This is a genomic window from Mesorhizobium sp. M1D.F.Ca.ET.043.01.1.1, from assembly GCF_003952385.1.
GTDB lineage: Bacteria > Pseudomonadota > Alphaproteobacteria > Rhizobiales > Rhizobiaceae > Mesorhizobium.
In genome coordinates this window covers 3,967,278-3,988,154 of record NZ_CP034444.1, presented here as the reverse complement: position 1 = coordinate 3,988,154, position 20,877 = coordinate 3,967,278, and the positions used below count along the sequence as shown (strand labels likewise).

Below are 20,877 nucleotides of genomic sequence, written 5' to 3'. Positions count from 1 at the left end.
TTAGATCGGCCTCAACCGATCGAACGGGAAATAGCTCCAATCCGATATCGCGTCCTCCGGTCCCCAGCCCTGGAAGCAGTCCTTACGATAGGCACCGAGCGTTAAGGGGTGACTCAGAATGATATACGGCGCCTCAGCATAGATGAGGCGCGCTGCCTGATCGACCAGCTCCTGGCTCCTCTTCAGGTCGACGGTACGGTCGACCTCAGTCAGGAGCGCGTCGAACTTCTCATTTGTCCAGTACGATCTGTTAGTGAGGCCGATGGACTTGCTACTGCCCAAGACGAGCAGGTCGTGAGGCGAGGAAGACAGCCAGTTGCTGGCGATTAGCAGATCCCAGCTTCCGCCGCCGTCCGTCGGCGCTGTCGTGCGGGCTGTGAGCGCACCGGAATCGAGCTGGGTCACCGACACGGGAATGCCAATTTGTCCCAGCCAGCCCGCAACAAGCTGCACGGCTGCAATCGGAATCTCGCTCACACCCGAAGCCTTTCCTGTGATTAGCTCAAGCTGTAAGCTCTTTCCCTCCTTGTCCTCCCGGACACCATCGCCGTTCGTGTCCCGATATCCGGCCGCGTCTAGCCGACGACCCGCCTCGGCTAGATCGAAGCGGCGCCTGATGTCGCTTAGGTCTGAGTAATAGTCGGCGGCTACCGGCATCACAATTCCGACACCAGGGTCTGCGTGCCCGCGGTAGGCGCGATCCACGATCGCTTTCTGATCGATCGCATAGCCGATCGCGTCGCGAAACGCTGGATCCTGCAGGGCCTTGGTGCTGCCCGCCCCCTTCCCGGAGGCCGTATTAAATGCCAGATAGTCCCGCTGCTCCACGCGAGATTCATAGACCCCGATATCGCTCTCCTTCGAGAAGGCAGCCCACTGTGCGGTTGTCACGCCCCCACAATCGAAGCTCCCACTCTTCAGACCCTGGGCAATTGGATCCTGCGTGGTGAAGAAGTGGATAATCATCCCGGCCGTCTTCGGCTGCTCAGTGCGAAAATACGCGTTTGGCGTAAGGCGCACAAATTGGCCTTGCTGAAACTCCGCAACGATCATAGGCCCAGTTCCCACCAGCGGCGGGTCGTTGCGAAAAGTGCTGCGCGCATCCGCGTAGCCGATGTCCTTCCAAACGTGCTCAGGGACCATTAGAACGAAGTTGTCAATTGGCCAGCGCGTAGGAGCCTTGGTCACGATCCGCAGAGTTTCGTCATCAATGGCCGTAACGGATGCGACTTGTTCCATGCCGTCTGTGCTGTTTTGGCCAATATTCAGCTCGTCTGGCTTGCCCACGGAGCCAAGCAGATAATTATAGGTGAACGCGGCGTCTCTGGCGGTGGCGGGTTGGCCGTCCGACCACTTCATGCCGGGCCATACCTTGATTGTCCAAGTGAGCCCGTCATCAGCAACGGCCCACGCCTTCGCAAACCCCCTCCGGTCAGGGTGTCGCTGGGCGTCAACGCCGACCAGCGAATCGTAGGACAAGACAAGCGGCCAGAACGAACTCCAGGTGGCGAATGGATTCATGGAATCGGGAGCACCCATCGAGCCGACACGCACAATATGGTCGCTACAAGACGAAGCGAACGCCCTTGAGTTAATGACCCACGGGGCAACCGATCCCACCAGCATTGCTTTGACGACCGCACGGCGATTCATAGACCACATCATTCTGGTCCTCCTTTAAGCCTCGCCACGCCGCATTCCCGCACCTCGTCGCGCCCATTTGGAACTGATGGCCAGCGCGTGCACAAGGTAATTGGTGTGGCGGTTCCCCTTTATAGTCTTAAGTTAGATTTCTTCGACAGCTGCTGAATTGGCAAATAGAGACTCGATATAATCGCCATCTAATAAGTAGATGGCTAACGACTCTCCCCGCCCAGATGGACGCTTTCTGTCGACGGTGCAGCTCTGAAAATCGCACCTGTTGATTCCCCGGTAATCGACCAGCGCTGCCGCCAAAGACATTCTGCTTCCAGCCCCGCAGGTCCGCACGAAGTGATCCGTGCGGATGCAGGAGGTGCTCGAGGCCGAGATGGACGAGGGCGGCCTCAACGAGGAAATCCGCCGGCGCACCTGTGTCGTGCTCATCTTTCCAAAACATAGAGATGCCGCCCCCGTCAGGACATTGGCTGTCGAAACCAACGAAAACGGATGGCGCCAACCGCTAGATCAACATGGACGATCTGCGTGAGCACAAGAAACATGCTCTGCGCCAAGCCGCGCGACCAGCACCATGGCTGTCCCATTTTACTGATGGGGTGGATGCCAGCCTTCTCCGACGGCATCGCAATGTGCCAAGTTGGTGGTGTTAGCGCCACGCAAAGGAGAGGCAGGCATCGATGGAAAAGTTACTATCATTGGGGTCGATCTGGGAAAGAACGGCATTCAGCTGCAGGGGGCGGCAGCTGATGGATCGGTTGTATTCCGCAAGAAGCTGTCGCGCCTGCAGTTTTGCAAGTTCATGGCGAGTCAACCGGCATGTGTCGTGGCAATGGAAGCGTGCGGCAGCTCCCACTACAGACCTGTCAGATGGCTCGGCTTGGCCATGAGCCAAGACTGATTGTCCCGGCCTATGTCCCAAACCGTCCGTCAAGCGGCAGAAGAACGACGTCGCCGAAGCGGAGGCGATCGTCGAAGCAGCGCAACGACCGACAACGCGCTTTGTCGAACCGAAGACCAAGGAGTAGCAGTCCCGGGCTATCGTGTTTCGCACCAGAGAGCAGTTCGTGAATCAGAGAACCGAATGGGTGAATGCGTTGCGCGCGCACCTCTAGGAGTTCGGTTATGTTGTTCCGCAAGGCATCGGCCACCTGCCACGTCTGGCAGAGATCGTCGAGGACGAGAGTGCAGACCTGCCGGATCTGGTCCGCGACATCTGCAGCGCTCTTGACCAAATCAAACAGTTGAGCAGCCGTTTCGCGGCATTGAAGAAGACGATCGACATGCTGTCCAAGCAAGCTGCAACATCTCGGCGCTTGCAAACCATGCCCGGTGTCGGCCCTATTGCTGCCCTTGGCATTTTCGCCACCGATGGAACCCTTCAAGTGCGGTCGCGATTTCGCCGCCTGGCTCGGGCTGGGTCCCTCGGCAGAAGTCAAGCGGCGGCATAGGCACAAGTGTCCCGCGCGGGCGCGCCGCGAGACACATAGCGCTTGCCCCTTTATTCGCACCGTCTCTTGGTGGCACGCGGATTGCATAGGACTCCGTGAAGGCGAGCGCGGATAAAGCGGGCTGTTCCCTCGAGAAAACAAATCCGAGCGAATGAAGTGCAGAACCGAACCATCAAGGAGTACGTCATGCGAGTAGCCGTCGTCCGGAATCGTGATTTTACAGGCGTGATCAACCGATTCGGTCAGCCTTATCCACAGCCCCCGCAGCCTTGGCCGCCCGGCGAGACAGTCGAAAGGGCGGTGGCGGCACTGCAAGATGGCGGCCATGAAACGCTTTTGTGTGAAGGCGACAAAGGACTGCTCAATACGCTCGAGCGCTTCATGCCACCCGATCCGCAAGCCCGCCCTTCAGGATTTGTTTTCAACCTGGCGGAGGGGATTCAAGGAGATTACCGTTTCACGCACGTTCCGGGCATGCTTGAGATGGCCGGCGTTCCATACACCGGATCGAGCCCACTCGGGCATGGACTGACGGACGACAAAGTTATCAGCAAGACGCTCATGCGCAGTTGCGGCGTGCCGACGCCGAACTTTCGCATCATGCGCTGCGGCACCGACAGCACCGGCGATTTGCGATTCCCACTTGTGGTGAAGCCGCGCCGTGAAGACAACAGCTTCGGTTTGCAACTCGTGCATGAGCCCTCTCAGCTGGCGCAAGCCGTCGAAATGATCATTGGGCAATATGGGCAGGATGCGCTAGTGGAAGAATACATCGATGGGCGGGAAATCCATGTCGCGCTGCTGGGAAACGGAAAACCCGAGGTGTTGCCCTTCGCAGAGATCGACTTCGGCGAACGCGAAATTGGCCTTTTGACTTGGGAAGCGAAGTACCTGCCTGCCGAGCAGGCGTCGACGATTTGCCCGGCGCGAGTCGGGAGCAGTCTTGCGACTTTGCTGCGGGATATTTCGATTGCAACCTTCCGTGCCTGCGAGTGCCGGGACTATGCACGCCTCGACGTCCGGATCGACCGCTCCGGCCAACCCTTTGTGCTGGAGATCAACACGATGCCTGGGCTCAGTATGCAATCCGAATATGTCCTAGCCGCAATCGCCGCTGGGCACAGCTATTCGAGCTTGATCAATCGCATCCTTGATGTGGCCCACAAGCGGTATTTCGGGATCGGCATCCCGTAGCCGGTCACGCGTCGAGTCGGCGCCCACTCGGTGCCCCATCAGCGTGGCAGCCGAGACGTCGCCAACCGATTTCGGTGCTGCGCCGAGTGCGAGGCGGCGGTGATGACGGCGGTCGACATGAGATGTTGGTCGCAATGCTCGACTGCAGAAACTGACCGCGATCTGGAGTGCGCTCTAGGGTTACACCGATCGGGCTGCGGTTTTGCTCGTCTGCCGGATGTGTTAATCCTCGATCGTTGCGGGCCGGGAGCCGCTGGACGCGGCCTGGCGGCGGCTTTCTGCGCTCGATTGCGGCGCAACGGCGACCGTCGGGGGGCATCGATCGCGCGGGCGATGGCGTAGCCGACGATCATGCGCGACCAGACGTCGAGAATGACGGCGACGTAGACGAAGCGGGCCGGTAGCGCGGCATAGGTGATATCGCCGACCTAGAGTTGGTTGGCAGGTCGGGACAATGTCCTTTTGCCAGATTGGAGTAGATCGGACTGCTATGAATGCTGTCGGTCGCGGCGACGAACCGGCGTCTGACCTTCGGTTGCAGGCCGTGATCGCCCTAGAAATTCCAGCTCCTGAGCCTGCTTGCCGATCAGCTGCGGCGATTCGCGCCTCATTTCCGTGATCAGAGCGGCCGAAGCCGTATGTTCATCGAACCACTCCACCTGCCTCTGCCAATCCAGACAAGGATCAGGGTGCGGGTGATGTCATGCCGTTCCCCCAAATGTGCAGCGTCTCGCCCGACAGATTTTCCTGCACGGCCAACGCTTAAAGGTGACGCTATAACTACGATGTCTTGCCATCGCTCATGGTCGACGTCGACTGACAGGCGTCGCTTGAGGGAGCTGGCGACCCGGCCGCTGGTGCCCATCGCGACGCCGTGAAGACTTTCACTCGCCTATCCAGATAAGCGCCTTCATCCCGGTCCTTCACTATTTCTGCGAGGGTCCGCTGATTGGTTTCGAATGATTCGGTCCACGCCGCGCTGGTGAATAACATTCGGCTCAGCATCACCGTGTCGAAAACAGGCAGCCCAGTCAACCGGCGTATGATCGGGGACACCAGAGGGAATGCGGTACATTCACACAGAAAAGCCGCGATGTGCGGATATCTCCTTCTCAGTCGCGTGACGCACGCCGTGACATCGTCCTCGATTTCAGACACTAGCGTGCGCCGCGGCGGGCGCTGCATTTCGTTATCCAGGAGCTTTCCACCTTCGATACCGCCGACCACTATCCGCGCACGCTCGGCCGGGTCGTCGATCCCGAATAGGCCTTCGCTGCAATGCGTGGAATCGGCAGTCAGTACCGCGAGCTTGGCGCCGGGTGGAAGCTGACGTAGCAGGGTCGGTATAAGCAGGAGACTTGACAGCGCCACGGGTACGTTCACCGACGCGGCCACCGCTGCCTGATGTCGGATGGCGAACCCACAGTTGGCGATCACGGCAACGGCGCCCCGTTCGACCAAGCGTTGCGCTGACGTGACGTAGGCCGGTTCAAGCGACGGATCGCCTCGGATGACGCGATCCGCCCAAGCACCCTCCACTGTCTCGATGATGATCGGAAAGTCGTAAGTATCTGGATTGAGCAGGGAACCGGGATACGTTTGCGGAGGTTTCTCGCCCGGCGCGAGCCCGCGCTCAAGCTCGAGAAAGCCTAAGGAGGCAGGAGGTCTATGTGATGTCACGCGGGGAACCTCGAGCAGTATTCTATATCATCATCATCGGAGGCAGCGCCGCCCTTGCGGGTGGTCACGTGCCCATGTGATCGCACTTGTGCCGGCCGGTCAAATATCGAATGCAGGCGGCACCATCGTGAGGCCAGATGGCTTTCCCGGCGACGTCGCGGCTGTCTCCCCGCAGCAAACCAGCCGCATATCTGCATAGCGACCGTTTCCCGGCATCTGCGGAGCGTCATGCGCGTTGGCGGCATCCGGCCGAAATAACGTCTGTATGTCCGGACGTGAGCTCTTACGGAATCGATTCTGTAATTCTGTGATTCAATCCGGACATGCAGATCGGCTACGCGCACGTTTCGACGGCCAGAACTTGGACCTGCAATGCTCTGATGCTCTGATGCGCGCCGGCTGCGAGTAGATCTTCGAGGAGACGCAATCCGGCCGGACCGGCAACAAGCGTCCCGCGCTCGAGGTCGACAGCTTGGGATCATCCAGACCGCTCATGACCTGCAGCAACGCGGTCCCTACCCGGCTTAGTGCAGGAGATAACTCTCTGCCCGGGATCCTGGAGGGACAGGCATAGATACTTCAACTCGGTGTAGTCCTCGAGGCCGTACTCGAACCTTCGCGGCCGATGCCGGACTGCTTGATGCCACCGAACGGCGCAACCTCGGTGGAGATGAGCCCCGTGTTGATGACGACCATGCCCTATTCCAGCGCCTCGGAGACACGGAAGATCCGGGATGCATCGCGGGTGTAGATGTAGGACGCGAGACCGAACTCGGTAGCGTTTGCGCGCTTGATGACCTCTTCTTCCGTATCAAATCGGAAGAGAGGCGCGACCGGCCCAAATGTCTCTTCGCGCGCGACCTTCATCTCCTGCGTTACATCGGTCAGGATCGTCGGCGTGAAGAACAGCCCACCTCTTTCGTGCGGTTCGCCGCCGGCGACGACTTGAGCACCCATTGCACATGCGTCGGCAATGTGCTCCTTCACTTGGCGGCGGCCTTCTCCTCGATGAGCGGTCCGATCGCCACGCCTTTCTCGAAGCCGTCGCCGACCTTGAGGCTCCTGACGCGCTTCGTCAACGCCGCCGCGGCGGCATCATTGATCCCGGACTGCACGTAGAGGCGGTTGGCGCACACACAGGTCTGCCCGGCATTGCGGAGTTTCGACAGGATCGCGCCTTCGACGGCAGCATCCAGGTCCGCGTCGTTGAAGACGATGAAAGGGGCGTTGCCGCCGAGTTCGAGGCCAAGGTTCTTGATCCGGCCGGAAGCCTGCCGCATCAGCGTGCGGCCAACCTGCATAGAGCCTGTGAACGTGATCTTGCGAACCTTGGTGTTCTCGCAGAACGCCTTGCCCACCATGACCGCGTCCTTCGAAGTGATCACCGAGAACAGTCCGCCCGGCAGTCCCGCGCGCTCGGCGAGCAGCGCCAGTGCCAGCGCCGAGAGCGGTGTCTGGGCGGCGGGCTTGGAGACGATGGCGCAGCCGCAGCAAGCGCTGGCGCCACCTTCCTCGCTAGCATCTCATCCGGGGAGTTCCACGGGGTGATCGCACCGACCACGCCGACCGGCTGGCGTATTACCATAATGCGCTTGTCGTCCTGATGTCCGGGAATGACGTCGCCGTAGGACGCTTGCTTCCTCGGCGAACCACTCGACGTAGGACGCGCCGTACAGGATCTCGCTGCGCGCTTCGGCGAACGGTTTGCCCATCTCGGCGGTGAGGACGGCCGCGAGATCGTTGGCATTCGCGACCATGAGGTCATGGAGGGCGCGCAGGACCCCAGCTCTCTCCTTGCCTGTGCGTCGGGTCCATTCCCGTTACGCGCGGTGCGCGGGGTCGATGGCCTGCTCCACCGTATCCCTTCCGACATCGGGGACCGACGAAACGACCGCGCCGGTCGAGGGGATTGGTCATGTCAAAGCGACGTCCGCCCGAAATCCATTCGCCGGCGACATAGGCGCGTTCGATCAGAAGAGAAGGAACGGCCAGTCCCTCCGGCATCATGGTAAGTACACCCATACCCAGAGCTCCACTTTCAAGTCTTGTAAGTATTCAGCCGCCAGGCGGATCAGATCATGAATGAGCCGCCGTTAACGTCGAGCGTGACACCCGTGAGGAAGGCAGCGTCTTCAGATGCCAGGTAGGCGACCGCAGCGGCGATGTCGTCACCGGTGCCCAGTCGGCCGACAGGAATGCTGGCGACGTAGGCCTGGTTAAGTTCGGCACCAGCCGCGGCAGCCATCGGAGTTTCGATGCGACCCGGCGCAATGGAATTCACCGTGATGTTCGCTGAGCCGACTTCAACCGCAAGGGTGCGGGCAAGGGCCATCATGCCGGCCTTTGACGCGGCATAGTGTGCTCCTGCAATCTCGGTTTTCGTTCGGCCGGCCACCGATGCGATGTTGATGATCCGGCCCCATTTCGCCGCCCGCATGTGGGGAAGACAAGCCCGGCAGCAGAGGAAGGCGCCTGTCAGATTTACTTCGAGAACCTGACGCCACTCCACGGCGAGCATCTCCTCAACCGTTGCCTTCCGTCCGCCGTGTTTCGGAGAGATTCCCGCGTTGTTGACCAGGATGTCGACCCGCCCGAATCGAGCCGATGTAGCCTGGACCATTCGCGTGACATCAGCGTCTGTGGACACATCAACGCGCACCGCCAAGGCCCGCCCAGTACAGTCCGAAGACAGGGTCGAAATGCTGGCGTTCAGGTCACTCTCGGAGAGGTCCGCCAGCACAACATTGGCGCCGGCGTTGAGAAACCGGGTGGCGATCGAAAGTCCGATGCCCCGCGCGGCGCCTGTCACCAGAGCCACCTTGCCGGCGAATGCGGTCGCGTGCGAAACCTGGTCCACGACCTACTTCTCCTACACTGTGGCGACGGGTGTCAGCGGCAAGCCGAACGAGCCGGGCAGGCGCAGAGGCGGAGCGGTAAGGAAAAACCGGCTAAGGTTATGATCTCTTAGCCACGCAGCCAAGTCCGATAGATACCAGAGCTCGTCAAGGCCAAGCTTGAATAGACAATGCTGGTGCAGCGGCAGGCCGGCGCAGTGGTCGCAGCCGTCCGGTACGCGATTCGGATACGCCTCCACCGCGAAGTTGTCGGCAACCAGCGCGGCGATACCGCAGTCGTCGATCCACCGGAGCAGCCTGTCGTCCCGCCCCTCTAGTACGGCGCAGGCATTGTGCAGAACACGCGGATCCGGGCTGCCGTCCATGTCGACAACAAGTTTGGCGAATCCGGTGTGAACGCACAGTATGTCGCCCGCCTCGACTTTAACGGACTGAGTCTGCATAGCACGCACTAGGGCATCGTAGCCGACCAGGGTTCGGTCCCGTCCATAGATCCTGCCTAGGTCAAGCAGCACGCCCCAACCTTGGACGCAGGTCTCGGCGAACTTGTCGATGCCTAATCGGCGCGCGCGAGCTCCGCCTTCGGCATCGGGTCCAAGAACATCCGTGCCGCCCCTGAAGCCATTATAATAGACGATCTCAGCGGTGCCGTCATCGTCGGTGTTGAAATGCTGCCCGATGTGGCTAAGGGCGTCCCACTGCGTCGAATATTGTGTGAATAGTGTCACGCTGTCATCGCAGGACGCGTCAATGTAATGAGTGTTCTCCAGATATAGGGGATAGTTCACCGCCGGCAGTCCCTGCTTGCGTATCGCCACATGACGACGCGGCGGCTTGCGGTTCGGATTGAGCGCAGTCCCGCCGGGGAGATCCAGTGGCAAGCTGAGGCAGAAAGCCCGGCCGGTCCTGATCTCGGCGGCCGCTTTCAGTCGGATGTCATCCGTGATCAGGTTGAGGCGCCCGACTTCGTCGTCGGCGCCGAACAGGCCCCGGTTTGCGCCTTCCGGCTTATTGTTCCATCGGTTGCCCACGTAACGCCATTCCGCTCAGTGATCCAGGGTCCCGGCAAACAGCGAAATCGGAGGATGCGCATCGGGATCCGTCATCACCTCGATGAGTGTCGGCCGCTCGGCGACGAGGGCTCGCTTGAGGACCTCCGGCAGAGCCGCAGCGTCCTCGACTCTTATCCCTTCGCAGCCACAGGCGCGCGCAATCGCCGCGTGATCAACCGCTGCAAAATGGCAGGCTGTGGTATAGGCCCCAAACTTCACGGTTTCTGCGTCCTTCTGGAAGCCGAGGATGCCGTTGTTCAGGACGACGACCGTCACCGGAATTCCCATGCGGACCATCGTCTCCAATTCGGCCCAGGAATGGGCAAAGCCGCCGTCCCCGACAAGCGCCACAACAGGTGCCGAAGGCCGCGCGACTTTTGCTCCAATGGCGAGCGGAAGGCCCCATCCGAGCCCGGCGAGCCCACGGGGTGTGAGGAAGCGCGTCCCTTCCCGTGGCGCTCGCAGATGACCGACGACCCACATCGATGAGTAGCTTGCATCAGCAGTGATGATCATCTCTGGCTGGAGCAGATTCTGCAGTTCCGCCATCACGCGTTCTGGCCTGATCCCTGCGGTTGCCTGCTTTAGAAGGGGTGCCCTGACCGTCTCGAACTGGCGCCAGGCATCGGCAATCCGCTCGGCCAGACCGGGGCGCGCCTGTGACCTTGCCTTGAGATCTTGGGTCTTGAGGGCCTGCGTGAGTGCTTTGAGGGTTTCTGCTGCATCCCCGACGAGGCGGACTGCCTCGTAGTTGCGCCCGATCTCCTGCGGGTCAAGGTCGATCTGGATGATCCTTGTACCCGGACGAATGAGGCGCCAGCTGTCGGTGCCGTTCTGGTTGTTTCGTGTTCCAACTTGCAGGATCAGGTCGGCATCCTCGACCAAGCTCCGCGTGAAGCGGCCAAGCGATGTTGGCCCTACGAGGGATCCGAGCACGCCGAATGAAAGGGGGTGGAATTCATTGACGGCACCCTTCCCCATGTTCGTCGTGAATACAGGGAGCGAGGCAAATTCCTGAAGGTTCGCCAGAGCCGATGGCGCGCCGGTGGAAAGGGCGCCCCCACCCGCCATGACCACCGGGCAATGGGCTTTCGCGATTAGGAAAGCCGCTTCGGCAATGCTGGCATCCGACGGCCGGGTCCGGTCGAGGGGCCAGGCGCTGAGGCATGCCTCGCGCTTGTGGGCGCTGGGCTGGGCTGTCTCGCGGAGCAGGTCAGCCGGCAGTAAAAGGACGGCAGGCCCCGGCCGGCCACTCGCCGCAGCCACGAACGCGGCGTCCACGTAGTCGTCAACCCGATCCGCGGTGCCAATACGGCGCGTCCACTTGGCGCAGGATGCGAAAAGCGCCAGGTGATCGAGTTCCTGAAAGGCATTCTTATCCACCTGCAGTCGCTCTACCTCCTGAATGAGAGCCACCACGGGGATGCTGGCCTTCAGGGCCTCGGCCAGCGGTGCAACGAGCAGTGCCGCTGCTGGACCGTTCTGGGCGGTGACCACCGCGACCTGTCCCGAGGCCCTCGCGAAACCATCGGCCATCGCACCACCCATATTCTCCTGGCGGTAGGCGATTTGACGGATTCCGATTTCCTCCGCAGCGAGGATCACGGCGGAAGGAAGGCTCTGACCGAATATGAACTTCACGCCGTGGCGCGACAACGCACGAGCGATTGTTACGGCAACGGTAGGTTCGATTTCTGTCATCGTGTTTCTTCCTATAGAGTTCTGAATGGTCAGGCGCAGAGTGACCGCGGCCCCAAGGCGCGTAACATGCCGTGCGGTTGACACGCTGGCACTGCCCGGGAGCCCTAACGAGTAGTGCGGATTCAGACCGCGGCGAGCATGCGGGCTGAGGCAGCTTGCATTCTGGATCTTGACCGCCACCAGATGAAGTACATGGCGACGAGCCAGAGCACGGGCAGAAGCATCAGCAGCGACGCCACCGCGGCGACGGTGGGGTCGATTTCATGCCGGATGTTTTCCCACATCTTTAAGGGAAGCGTGCGTATGGATAGACCGCTGACGAGCAAGGATATGACCACTTCGTCGAACGAATGGAGGAACGCAAAAACCGCCCCGCCGAGGATGCCTGGCCGGATCAAAGGCAGAGTCACCCTCATGAATGTCCGGAACGGCCCGGCCCGCATGCTCTTAGCGGCTTGCTCAAGACTAATGTCAAAGTTGGCCAGCGTTGCCGCGACGACAACTACGACATAGCTCATAGCGCCAATGCTGTGCGCCAAGACGATGCCTGTCTTCGATCCGACTAGGCCGAAGGATACCAGACCAAGGTAGGCTGCGATGCCGACCACGATCACCGGAAAGGTGATCGGTGCTAGGAGGACCAACGTGAGCACGTTGCGCAGCATTGGCGCGCTGCGACTGAGTCCATAGGCGGCCAGCGTGCCGAGTATGGTCGAGATTATGGTTACCGAGATTGCAATTTCGAAACTGCTCAGCGCGGCCCCGTTCCACGACGGATCGGCAAAAAACGAACGATACCATTGCACGGAAAAGCCGGATGGAGGGAATTCCAACTGCGTTCCGGCGCTAAAAGACACGATGATCACCACCACGCCCGGGAAGAGGAGAAAGAGTAGGGTGAATATGACTACCGTGATCCCTATGAACCTCCACACATGGGTGGCGTCGCCAGCGCGGTAAAGATGCATGTTCCAGCGACGCGCCCGCCGAAGCGTGCCGAGCTCAGTGAGATGTCGCACCAAGGCCCCCGCTGCGGGAAAACGGTTTCGCCGATCCGACGCAGCATTGCCTTTGGGGCCGGCCGGATTGAGTCTGAGGACGGCGAGCACCGTCATCGCGATCGCGAGGAGAATAAATGACGCTGCCCCTATCCGGCCGAGATTGAATGAGCTTTGCACCTCAGCCGCGATGAAAGTCGAGAGCATGGCATCGCGCAGGCCACCAAGGGCTGCGGGCGTGATGTAGAATCCGAGGCTCAGGATGAAGACGAGCAACGCACCACTGCGTAAGCCGGGCAGACTGAGCGGTAAGAACACGCGCCAGAAGGCCGAGAACGGACGCGCGCCCATGCTGCGCGCGGCTGCCACTTGCGACTTATCGATGCCGAGCATCACGCTCACTAGCGGCAGGATCATGATCGGCAACATGATGTGGACCATGCCGATATACATGGCCATACGGTTGTAAATCAGAGGCAGAGGACTGGTGATGACGCGCAGATCGAGCAGCAGGTTATTGATAAGGCCGCGGTCACCTAGGATCATGACCCAGGCGTAGGTTCGGGCCAGCGAACTCGTGAGATACGGGATCAGGACGAGGATGACCAAGACAGACCGGACCTGCTTCGAAGCAGCCGTGATCAGGTAGGCCGTCGGGTAGCCGATGATAGCGCAGATGACCGTGGCTACGATGCTTACCTCGATGGTCTGGATGAGGACGCGAACGTTCGCAGGATGCACGAAGAACGTCACGTAATTGACGAGGGAGAGCGCGGGGGCGTTGATGCTGTTTAAGAAGAGCTGGACGATCGGTATGGCAAAGACGAGTAGCAGGAGGCAGAGCGCCGGAAAGGTCAGCACAACAGAGGCCCGCGTAAGCTTTTGTAAAGTCAACATCTGCGAGTCCCCTGAGATCACGTCGTGACGAAGCGGATGTCCGATCTCAACCAGTCGAGCTGAATGGTGTCCCCGATCTGGAAGATCTGACGCCCCGCGGCGACGTGTTCGCGTATGACCACGTCGTTATCGCCGACAGCCACATGGTATCTTCGCAGCGGGCCGGCATAGATCATATCGGTCACGGTGCCGGCGACATGCTGGCGCTGATCGGCGTCGGCACTCTTCGTGGCGCCAGGGGCGGAGATCCGTATACGTTCCGGCCGGATCATCGCGACGGTGCCGTCCGGTTGCGGCGTATCCGACTCAACAGCGAATGACGGATCATCGAGGATGTTGGCGTCCCCAAGGAAATTCGCGACAAACCGGGAGACAGGACGGTCATATAGCGCCTCAGGCGTGTCAGTTTGCTCAATTCGTCCAGCGTTCATCACCACGATCCGATCGGAAAGCGTGAGCGCCTCCTCCTGGTCGTGTGTGACACACACCGTAGTGATTCCGAACTCTTTGTGAAGCCCCTTGATCTCACCCTGCATTTGCTCACGCAAGTTACGGTCTAGTGCTCCCAACGGCTCGTCTAGCAACAAGATTGGAGGGTCGGCTATGAGGGCCCGGGCGAGCGCCACGCGCTGCTGCTGCCCACCGCTGAGCTGTGATGGCATGCGGTCACCCAAGCCGTCCAAATGGACACGTGACAGGATGCGTTCGGCTCTCGCGGCCCGCTCAGCCGACCTGATGCCGCGCATCTCGAGCGGAAATTCAAGGTTGCGGCGAACGGTGAGGTGCGGGAAGAGCGCATAGCTTTGGAAGACGACGCCCTGATCGCGCCGATAGGAAGGTACCGAGGCGACGGACTTCCCAGCGATGCGGATATCACCTTCGGTAGGCGCCTCGAACCCCGCCAGCAGCATGAGTGTCGTCGTCTTGCCAGAACCGCTCGGACCAAGGATCGTGAGGAACTCGCCGCGCCCAACGGTCAACGACAGGCTCCTGACCGCAATGACCTGACCGTATAATTTGGTGACGTTCCGAAATTCGATTTGCTCGGAAAGAGCGAGTTTCTCCAATGGTCTATCCTTAGCTAGCGGATGCAGCGTTCTGACTGGTGCATTCATGTTCGTCACTCCAAGCCGAACGATGACGTGCTGGTTCGGTGCGGCACGTCATCGGTAAATGCCGTCGCAAAAGGCCGACAGGGGCTTAAAGCAGGATCCACTCGTTCCAGCGCTGGACCAGCTTTTCGGTGTTCGTGAGCCCGTCCGATCCCTTCTCGGCGTACCATTTCGAGTCGATTAGCACACTTGACCTCAGGTAGTCGGGGTGGCTGGCCAGCGAGCGCCCAATATCTTCCGGTAGAACCTTGAACGCGTTGAGGTTGCTCGGGCCGAACGGCATGAGTTGTGAAAATGCTGCCTGACGGTCGGCGCGCGCGGTAAATGCGACAAACTGTTGCGCAGCGTGCGCGTTAGGAGACCCCTTCACAATCTGCCAGTAGTCCCAAGTTATTTTCGCCTGGTTACGATTAATTTCAAGCGGTGCTCCCTGCTTGATCAACGTGCCGGCCCTACCATCATAGGCATTTACAAGATCTACTGCCTTGTCATGCATCATCTGCTGGATTTCGGACCCTGTTCCCCACCATTTGCGAATATCGGGCTTTATTCTGTCCAAACTTTTGAAAACACGATCTAGGTCCATAGGATATATATCCTTTGGATTTACGCCATCGGCGAGAAGGGCTTCCTCCCAAGGGCCTTCTGAACCATATTGGCCGCTGACAAGACTGCGGACACCCGGGAAACTGTTCACGTCCCAGAATTCCGCCCATGTGGTCGGCCGCAGCTTACCCGCTGGGAATTTTTCGGTATTGTAGACCATGACGAACGCATAAACTACGTTAGCTACGCCAAACGGCTGCTTTGCGAAGTCGGCGAGCCCGTCTAGGTCTTCATTCCTGTAAATAGAATAATCGATCGGCTCAAAAAGACCCTTTTGGGACAACTCGAACGAAGATCCCTGGTTAGCGGTGACAACATCGACGGTGACGTTATTCTGCGCAACCATCATCTCGATCGATGCCCGGTCGCCCTGATCGGTAATCGGGGTCATCTTAATGCCTGTTTCGGCTTCAAATGGTTTTACATAGGCCTCAATCATCGCCTTTCCGGTATCGCCACCGTAGACAAGGACGCGCAGTTCGCCAGGAGTCTGCGCCGATGCCTTGTTACTGGCAATGGAAGGAAGTGCGCCGGCAGCCAAGGCGGTTGATGCTGCCTGCAGGAAACGCCTGCGGTTAATGATAATAGAGAAGCTCATGGCCATTCCCCTTTTTTAATGTTGAGCATAATTGAATATGCAATTTTCGCCGACCCAGCGGACGGCCGCAATCGAGACTTCGCGAAGTGATCTACGTGGCGGTGCCGACGCGGTCCTGTCCTGCGCGTTTCACGGTCAACTGAAGCATCTCTCGCCGTTCAGCCCGGTTCACGAGCCGTAACCCGACAAGTCAGGCCGCCAGAATCTTCTCGACGAGGGTTACCCAATAGCCCACGCCATACGGGATCGCCTCGTCGTCGAAATCGTAAGCGGGATTGTGCAAGCCCGGCGTCGAGCCGTTCCCCAAGAGGATGATCGCGCCCGGCCGCGCTTCCAGCATGTAGGCAAAGTCTTCGGATCCCATCGAAGGCTTGACGTTGTCGTTTACGGCGTCATGGCCCACGAGGCCGCGGGCTGCGGTGATCGCGAAATGTGTTCCGGCCGTGTGATTGAATGTAAGGGGTTCGAGCCGCCGATGCCTGAACTCAATTTCCGCGCCCATCCCGTGGGCCACGCCCTCGGCGCATAACCTGATCTGCCGCTGCGCCAGATCGCGCACGGCGGAGGTCAGACTCCTGACAGTCCCACCCATTTCGACCTGGTCCGCGATGACGTTGTAGGCTTGGCTCGCCGTGAACTTCGTGACAGAAACGACGAGGGCGTCAGTGGGGTCGGTGTTGCGGGACACCACGGTCTGGAGGGCAACGATGATTTGTGCGGCGGTGACCACAGGGTCGACAGTCCTGTGGGGCGAAGCTGCATGCCCGCCCCTCCCCTTGACGATGATGTCAAACTCGTCAAGCGCCGCCATCATACCGCCCTCCCGGATGGCGAACTGGCCAATGTCAGTGCCGGGTGAGTTGTGCAGGCCGTAGACCTGGGAGATGTTGAAGCGCTCCATGATTCCTTCCTGGACCATCTTCAAAGCACCTCGTCCATCTTCCTCGGCGGGCTGGAAGATCAAAGCCGCTGAGCCTTTGAAGTTGCGCGTCGCGGCGAGGTGTTTTGCAGCCGCCAATAGCATCGCGGTGTGGCCGTCATGGCCGCACGCGTGCATCTTGCCGGGTATCCGCGAGGACCAGGCCTTGTTCGACGCTTCCAGGATCGGCAGGGCATCCATATCGGCGCGCAGTCCGATCGTCGGCCCCTCCCCGCCCTCACCCTGGATCAGGGCAACCACGCCGGTCTCGGCGATGCCCGTCTCGATGTGATTGATACCGAAGGAGGCCAGCTTCTCAGCAACGAACTTCGCCGTATTGTGCACCTCGTATCCCAGTTCCGGATTCTGGTGCAGGTAGCGGCGCCATTGCGTGGCTTCTTCCTGGAGATGTCGGAAAGTGTCGACGCTGTACATCTATTAGTTCCCAGCTTTTTCTGTCCTAGTGCCTTATTTAAGCGAGCATCATTCCGCAGCACGATTTCGTCAAATGCCTTTTGTGTATCATCGACATCTAGTAACGAGATGGACCCGAGGCTCGCTTTTCAGCACAGAGGTCGGTCCCGGCCAGCACATGCTAGGTCGCCGTGGGGCAAGTCGGTTACGGAACTGACCCTTGGATGTCTGCGTCCTCGCGCGTCGGCCCGGCCCACCGAATTAAGATCGTGAGGCCCTCTCTGACCAGATCATCCATGACAGCGTGGACCGCGGCCTCGGCGATGGCACTAGTCACGGGGCGGCGGAAGCTAGGATTTCCCTCCGACATCGAGCATAATCAGGCTGCGATCGAAAAAGGGTCCGGGAAGCAGCGTCATTGTCGCAAATCACAGCATCGATGATCGCCGTCAGGTGGCTAGGGCAATTGTTTGGTCGTGATCGATCTTGTTTCGTAGGCGACCGGGGTTGTCCCTCCGGAGATAATGAAGTCGGCCATGACCGGGTAATTTCAGCAGGGAGAAAGGGAGCGCGTTGAATGCATGTCCCCCTGCGGGCCTAGGCATGAAGAGGTCGTTGCCTTCGAGGCCGCCCAGTCCCGCTGACGCGTTGGCAAATTGGTCGTGGTTTAAGGCCGGGGCGAAGAACGTCGCCAATCGGCGAGGGACGCAAAAAGCCATTGTCGCGCTTGCCAGAAGACTGGCGGTGATCATGCCTCGCACGTGGCTGGACGCCACCGAACTTCGCTGGAAACGGCAAGACACCATGCTTGCGGCCACCTGACCCAATTGTATGGACCGGCTGCTGATCGCAAGTGAGGCGTGGAGGATAGCGGAAGTCGCTCATATGTATCCGGCCCTTTTGGTCGGCTCGCGTGTCATGGCCTTGATGGGGAATTCGCACGCACCGTTAATCTCATTAGCGGATAGGTTGCCAGGCAACCATTTGGGTCAAACAGATTCCGGGTGCGTTCATATTCGCTCCATGCTTCTCGCGCACTGGGGGGTGGCGGTTTAGATGGCCGTCACCTCGTTTCGGTGCTGCCGAATGTCCAGCCATTGCGCAGCACGGTATTGCCGTGCTGCCCGGCGCGAGAGCACTTCGCAACTCGCAGTTCGCAATCCTGGAGAACCGTGCCGACGAGATATCGCCGCGCATGAGCGATCCGATCGTTGGACTCTACGAGGACTGGCTGTGGCTCGACGAGCTCATCGAAACGGTCAGCCAGGAGATCGAGGAGATCAGCCAGAACGAGGCGAACTGCCGTCGCCTGATGAGCGTGCCGGCGTCGCGCCGATGATCTCCTGGTCGCGGCGATCGGCACAGCGAAGCCTTCGATCGCTGTCGGGACTTTGGCGCTTCAGCGATAGCCAGTGCCGTGGCGAGCTTGCTGCGATGAAGCCGCGGCGCGGCATTCTGCAGCCATGCGCCGAAGCTGGCCGCCTGGATTAACAGAATTCGCAGATAAGCGGCTTCCTGGTTTTGAGATGCGGCGGACAGTCGGCTTCCCTCCGGTACTGTATTGCCGTGGCACGAGGCCAAGCCATGCGCCTGTTCGATGAGGAAGGCACGGATCTGGAAATCGTCGCGGTGCGCCGCGAGACCAGCCGCGATCGCAGCCATCGGGCTCGTAGCTCCATCAAAGCCACGTCGCGCACGCGATGACCTGCCGGCCAACACGACCGGCCAGTCCCCCGCGGCACAGCCGAAGCCAAGTCAGGACGAGGAGATGGTCGCCAACCGATCGAACAATCGAATAGGACATGAAGCACTAACAAGCTTGACCGCAATCGCTCCAGAAGCCATCGCAACTAGTGTCACCTCAAATCCGCCAACTGGCGGACAGAAGTCCTTCGGAGGGAGTTCGCTACGGTCCACGTGCTGATCGCATCATTGAATCAGACGCCGAACAGATCTTTCCGCCATTCTTCTAATCCCAAGAGCCAATCCGGAGAGAAGCAAGACCCTCCGGAGGACATCAAAACGCCGGCGATTCGGACAACTTAGAAGCGCCTGACATCAACACGATCGAATAGATAGGCGACCGGACACGATTGCCCGTTCAGATTTCGAAGATCTTCCGCGGCGTGTTTGTGATTACCTCAGCGCCGGTGCCGGCGACCCGGAATGTCTCGCTGATCACGTAACCGAAGTCGTCCTCAATCCAGTTGCCCAGCATCAAATGAAAGGTCATGTTCGGCTTCAGCTCAGTCGTGTCGCCATCCCGGAGGCTTGCAGTCGGTTCGAGCCAGCCAATGCCGTGCGCGTAGCCGCAGCGCGTTTCCTTTTCGAAACCGTGTTTGCGGAGCGTCTTGTAGAACGCGTTGGCCACTTCGCTGCACGTTGATCCCGGCCGGACTGCGGCGAGTGCCGCCTCAAGGCCTTCGACCTGGGCCTCATGAATGCGGCGCAGGCGTTCGGACGGGGCGCCGATCGAGAAAGTACGCATGAGGCCCGCGGAATATCCATGGCGAGTGCCGCCGAGTTCGAGATTGATCTGGGACCCGTCGCGGAACACGTCCCCCGTCCACGGAATGTGACAGGTACCTATCCGAGGCGAGGCGCAGAGATAGAAGGCCTTCAGCGCCGTTCCCGGCTTTCCATTCGCTCCCCGGATTAACGCCGCCGCGATCTCTGCCGCCGCGTCGGCTTCCGCTACACCGGCACGTATGACTTCGCTGGCGCGCTTCATCGCGGCGTCGGAAATGGCGGCGGCTTCCCGCATGACTTCTATTTCGAGATCGGATTTGACTAGGCGGAGCCAGCTGACAAGCTTGGTGCAGTCTACAACGCGAGCCTCAGGCAGCCGTGACTTGAACTTTTCCGATGTCGCTGCAGGCAGGCTCGACATCTCGATACCCAGCCCCCGTTTCGCGAGACCAGCTTCATTCAGGAAGTCGATGACGGCATCGTATCCGTCGTTGGCTAGATTGCCAATGAGCGCTTCCGGGTAGCCGATGATCTTATCCTGTTCCATGAAACATTCGTACATGGCCGCCGGCGCATCGCAACGACGAAGGATGAATGTCGGCTCCTCAGCCACCCCGTCAATCACAAGCGCCTGAGGAACATATCCGGACGGCGTGGTATAGCCTGAAAGATAAGTGATATTGGAAGCGTCCAAAACGAGCAGTACGTCCACGTCGCGTCCCTCCATTTCAGCCTTCACGGCGGACAGCCGGCGCAGGTATTCAGTGCGTGGAAATGCCTGTACACCCTTTGGGATCGTCATGAGTCTACTCCATTGATTTTTGAGGTTTGCATTCGCGCAACAATGACACAGCCTCCGCTAAGACTGGCCAGCACAATCCGGTCGCTGAGGCTTGATCGTCCTGTGCTTGTTGTTCAACTCGCGGCTAGAGAAGTCAGACGATTGAACGCCCAGCGGCCATGGTCAAATGCAGTTTCCATATCGACGTCATCTGGCTGCAAGATGTCTCCGAGAGACTTGTTCAGCAGGTGGCGGCCGCCTGATCAAGCGAAGCCTAGCTCGCGCAAAGCCCCTTTGGAGCGCAGGTAATCAGTCGCCACTCACGATCGTGTCGCGGAAAGCAAAGCACGAGGCTTCTGTGAATCAGCAAAAATCAACCGATCGCGATTCGCCACGGATCGCAAAGTATAGCTATGGCTCCGCATCTCTTTCGTGCTCTCAATCGCACCAATGTTCGGCAACGATCACTCTTTGGCTGGGACATCTGCGCTGGT

General features: G+C 59.7%; 13 protein-coding genes and 3 pseudogenes. 3 read left to right on the top strand and 13 right to left on the bottom strand.

The genetic code is table 11. The annotated features are described in order from the left end of the window. Positions 1-1,665, bottom strand: coding sequence for an ABC transporter substrate-binding protein (locus tag EJ067_RS19395; protein ID WP_245467327.1), 1,665 nt, complete (start codon positions 1,663-1,665; stop codon positions 1-3). A gap of 379 nt (positions 1,666-2,044) precedes the next feature. Between EJ067_RS19395 and EJ067_RS35455 the strand changes: the two are divergent. Further along, positions 2,045-2,165, top strand: a pseudogene (locus tag EJ067_RS35455) (IS256 family transposase); the annotation flags it as partial. Between the two features lie 402 nt (positions 2,166-2,567). Here the strand turns inward: EJ067_RS35455 and EJ067_RS19390 are convergent. Next, positions 2,568-3,041: a hypothetical protein gene (locus tag EJ067_RS19390; protein ID WP_126080660.1), complete on the bottom strand. Its 474-nt coding sequence runs from the start codon at positions 3,039-3,041 to the stop codon at positions 2,568-2,570. Positions 3,042-3,293: 252 nt separating this feature from the next. Here EJ067_RS19390 and EJ067_RS19385 point away from each other — a divergent pair, with 252 nt between their 5' ends. Continuing rightward, the gene (locus EJ067_RS19385; RefSeq protein WP_126080659.1) at positions 3,294-4,301 is read left to right on the top strand and encodes a hypothetical protein; all 1,008 of its coding nucleotides are present in this window, start codon (positions 3,294-3,296) and stop codon (positions 4,299-4,301) included. Positions 4,302-5,081: 780 nt separating this feature from the next. Here the strand turns inward: EJ067_RS19385 and EJ067_RS19380 are convergent. The 9 genes and pseudogenes from EJ067_RS19380 to EJ067_RS19340 all read right to left on the bottom strand — a co-directional run bounded on the left by EJ067_RS19380 (position 5,082) and on the right by EJ067_RS19340 (position 17,154). Next, positions 5,082-5,981, bottom strand: a complete 900-nt coding sequence (locus EJ067_RS19380; protein WP_245466449.1) for a hypothetical protein — start codon at positions 5,979-5,981, stop codon at positions 5,082-5,084. Between the two features lie 565 nt (positions 5,982-6,546). Continuing rightward, positions 6,547-7,988, bottom strand: a pseudogene (locus EJ067_RS19375) (NAD-dependent succinate-semialdehyde dehydrogenase); the annotation flags it as partial. Between the two features lie 64 nt (positions 7,989-8,052). After that, positions 8,053-8,838, bottom strand: a complete 786-nt coding sequence (locus EJ067_RS19370) for an SDR family NAD(P)-dependent oxidoreductase (protein ID WP_126080658.1) — start codon at positions 8,836-8,838, stop codon at positions 8,053-8,055. A 12-nt stretch (positions 8,839-8,850) separates the two neighbouring features. Beyond that, entirely contained in the window at positions 8,851-9,867 is a 1,017-nt protein-coding gene (locus EJ067_RS19365; RefSeq protein WP_126080657.1) for a cyclase family protein, read from the bottom strand. 15 nt (positions 9,868-9,882) lie between these two features. After that, complete coding sequence (locus EJ067_RS19360; protein WP_126080656.1) at positions 9,883-11,589, bottom strand: acetolactate synthase catalytic subunit; 1,707 nt, start codon at positions 11,587-11,589, stop codon at positions 9,883-9,885. 122 nt (positions 11,590-11,711) lie between these two features. Next, positions 11,712-13,484, bottom strand: a complete 1,773-nt coding sequence (locus tag EJ067_RS19355) for an ABC transporter permease subunit (RefSeq protein WP_126080655.1) — start codon at positions 13,482-13,484, stop codon at positions 11,712-11,714. Positions 13,485-13,501: 17 nt separating this feature from the next. Then, positions 13,502-14,599 (bottom strand): ABC transporter ATP-binding protein, encoded by a 1,098-nt coding sequence (locus EJ067_RS19350; protein ID WP_126080654.1) that lies wholly within the window; start codon positions 14,597-14,599, stop codon positions 13,502-13,504. 85 nt (positions 14,600-14,684) lie between these two features. Next, the gene (locus tag EJ067_RS19345) at positions 14,685-15,800 is read right to left on the bottom strand and encodes an ABC transporter substrate-binding protein (RefSeq protein WP_126080653.1); all 1,116 of its coding nucleotides are present in this window, start codon (positions 15,798-15,800) and stop codon (positions 14,685-14,687) included. Positions 15,801-15,990: 190 nt separating this feature from the next. Beyond that, positions 15,991-17,154, bottom strand: a complete 1,164-nt coding sequence (locus EJ067_RS19340) for a M20 aminoacylase family protein (protein ID WP_126080652.1) — start codon at positions 17,152-17,154, stop codon at positions 15,991-15,993. Between the two features lie 1,174 nt (positions 17,155-18,328). Between EJ067_RS19340 and EJ067_RS35450 the strand changes: the two genes are divergently transcribed. Further along, entirely contained in the window at positions 18,329-18,472 is a 144-nt protein-coding gene (locus EJ067_RS35450; protein WP_189341492.1) for a hypothetical protein, read from the top strand. Between the two features lie 146 nt (positions 18,473-18,618). Here EJ067_RS35450 and EJ067_RS19335 read toward each other — a convergent pair. Both EJ067_RS19335 and EJ067_RS19330 read right to left on the bottom strand, forming a co-directional pair. Then, positions 18,619-18,721, bottom strand: a pseudogene (locus EJ067_RS19335) (transposase); the annotation flags it as partial. Between the two features lie 513 nt (positions 18,722-19,234). Then, positions 19,235-20,404 (bottom strand): Xaa-Pro peptidase family protein, encoded by a 1,170-nt coding sequence (locus tag EJ067_RS19330; protein WP_126080651.1) that lies wholly within the window; start codon positions 20,402-20,404, stop codon positions 19,235-19,237. Positions 20,405-20,877: the final 473 nt, after the last annotated feature.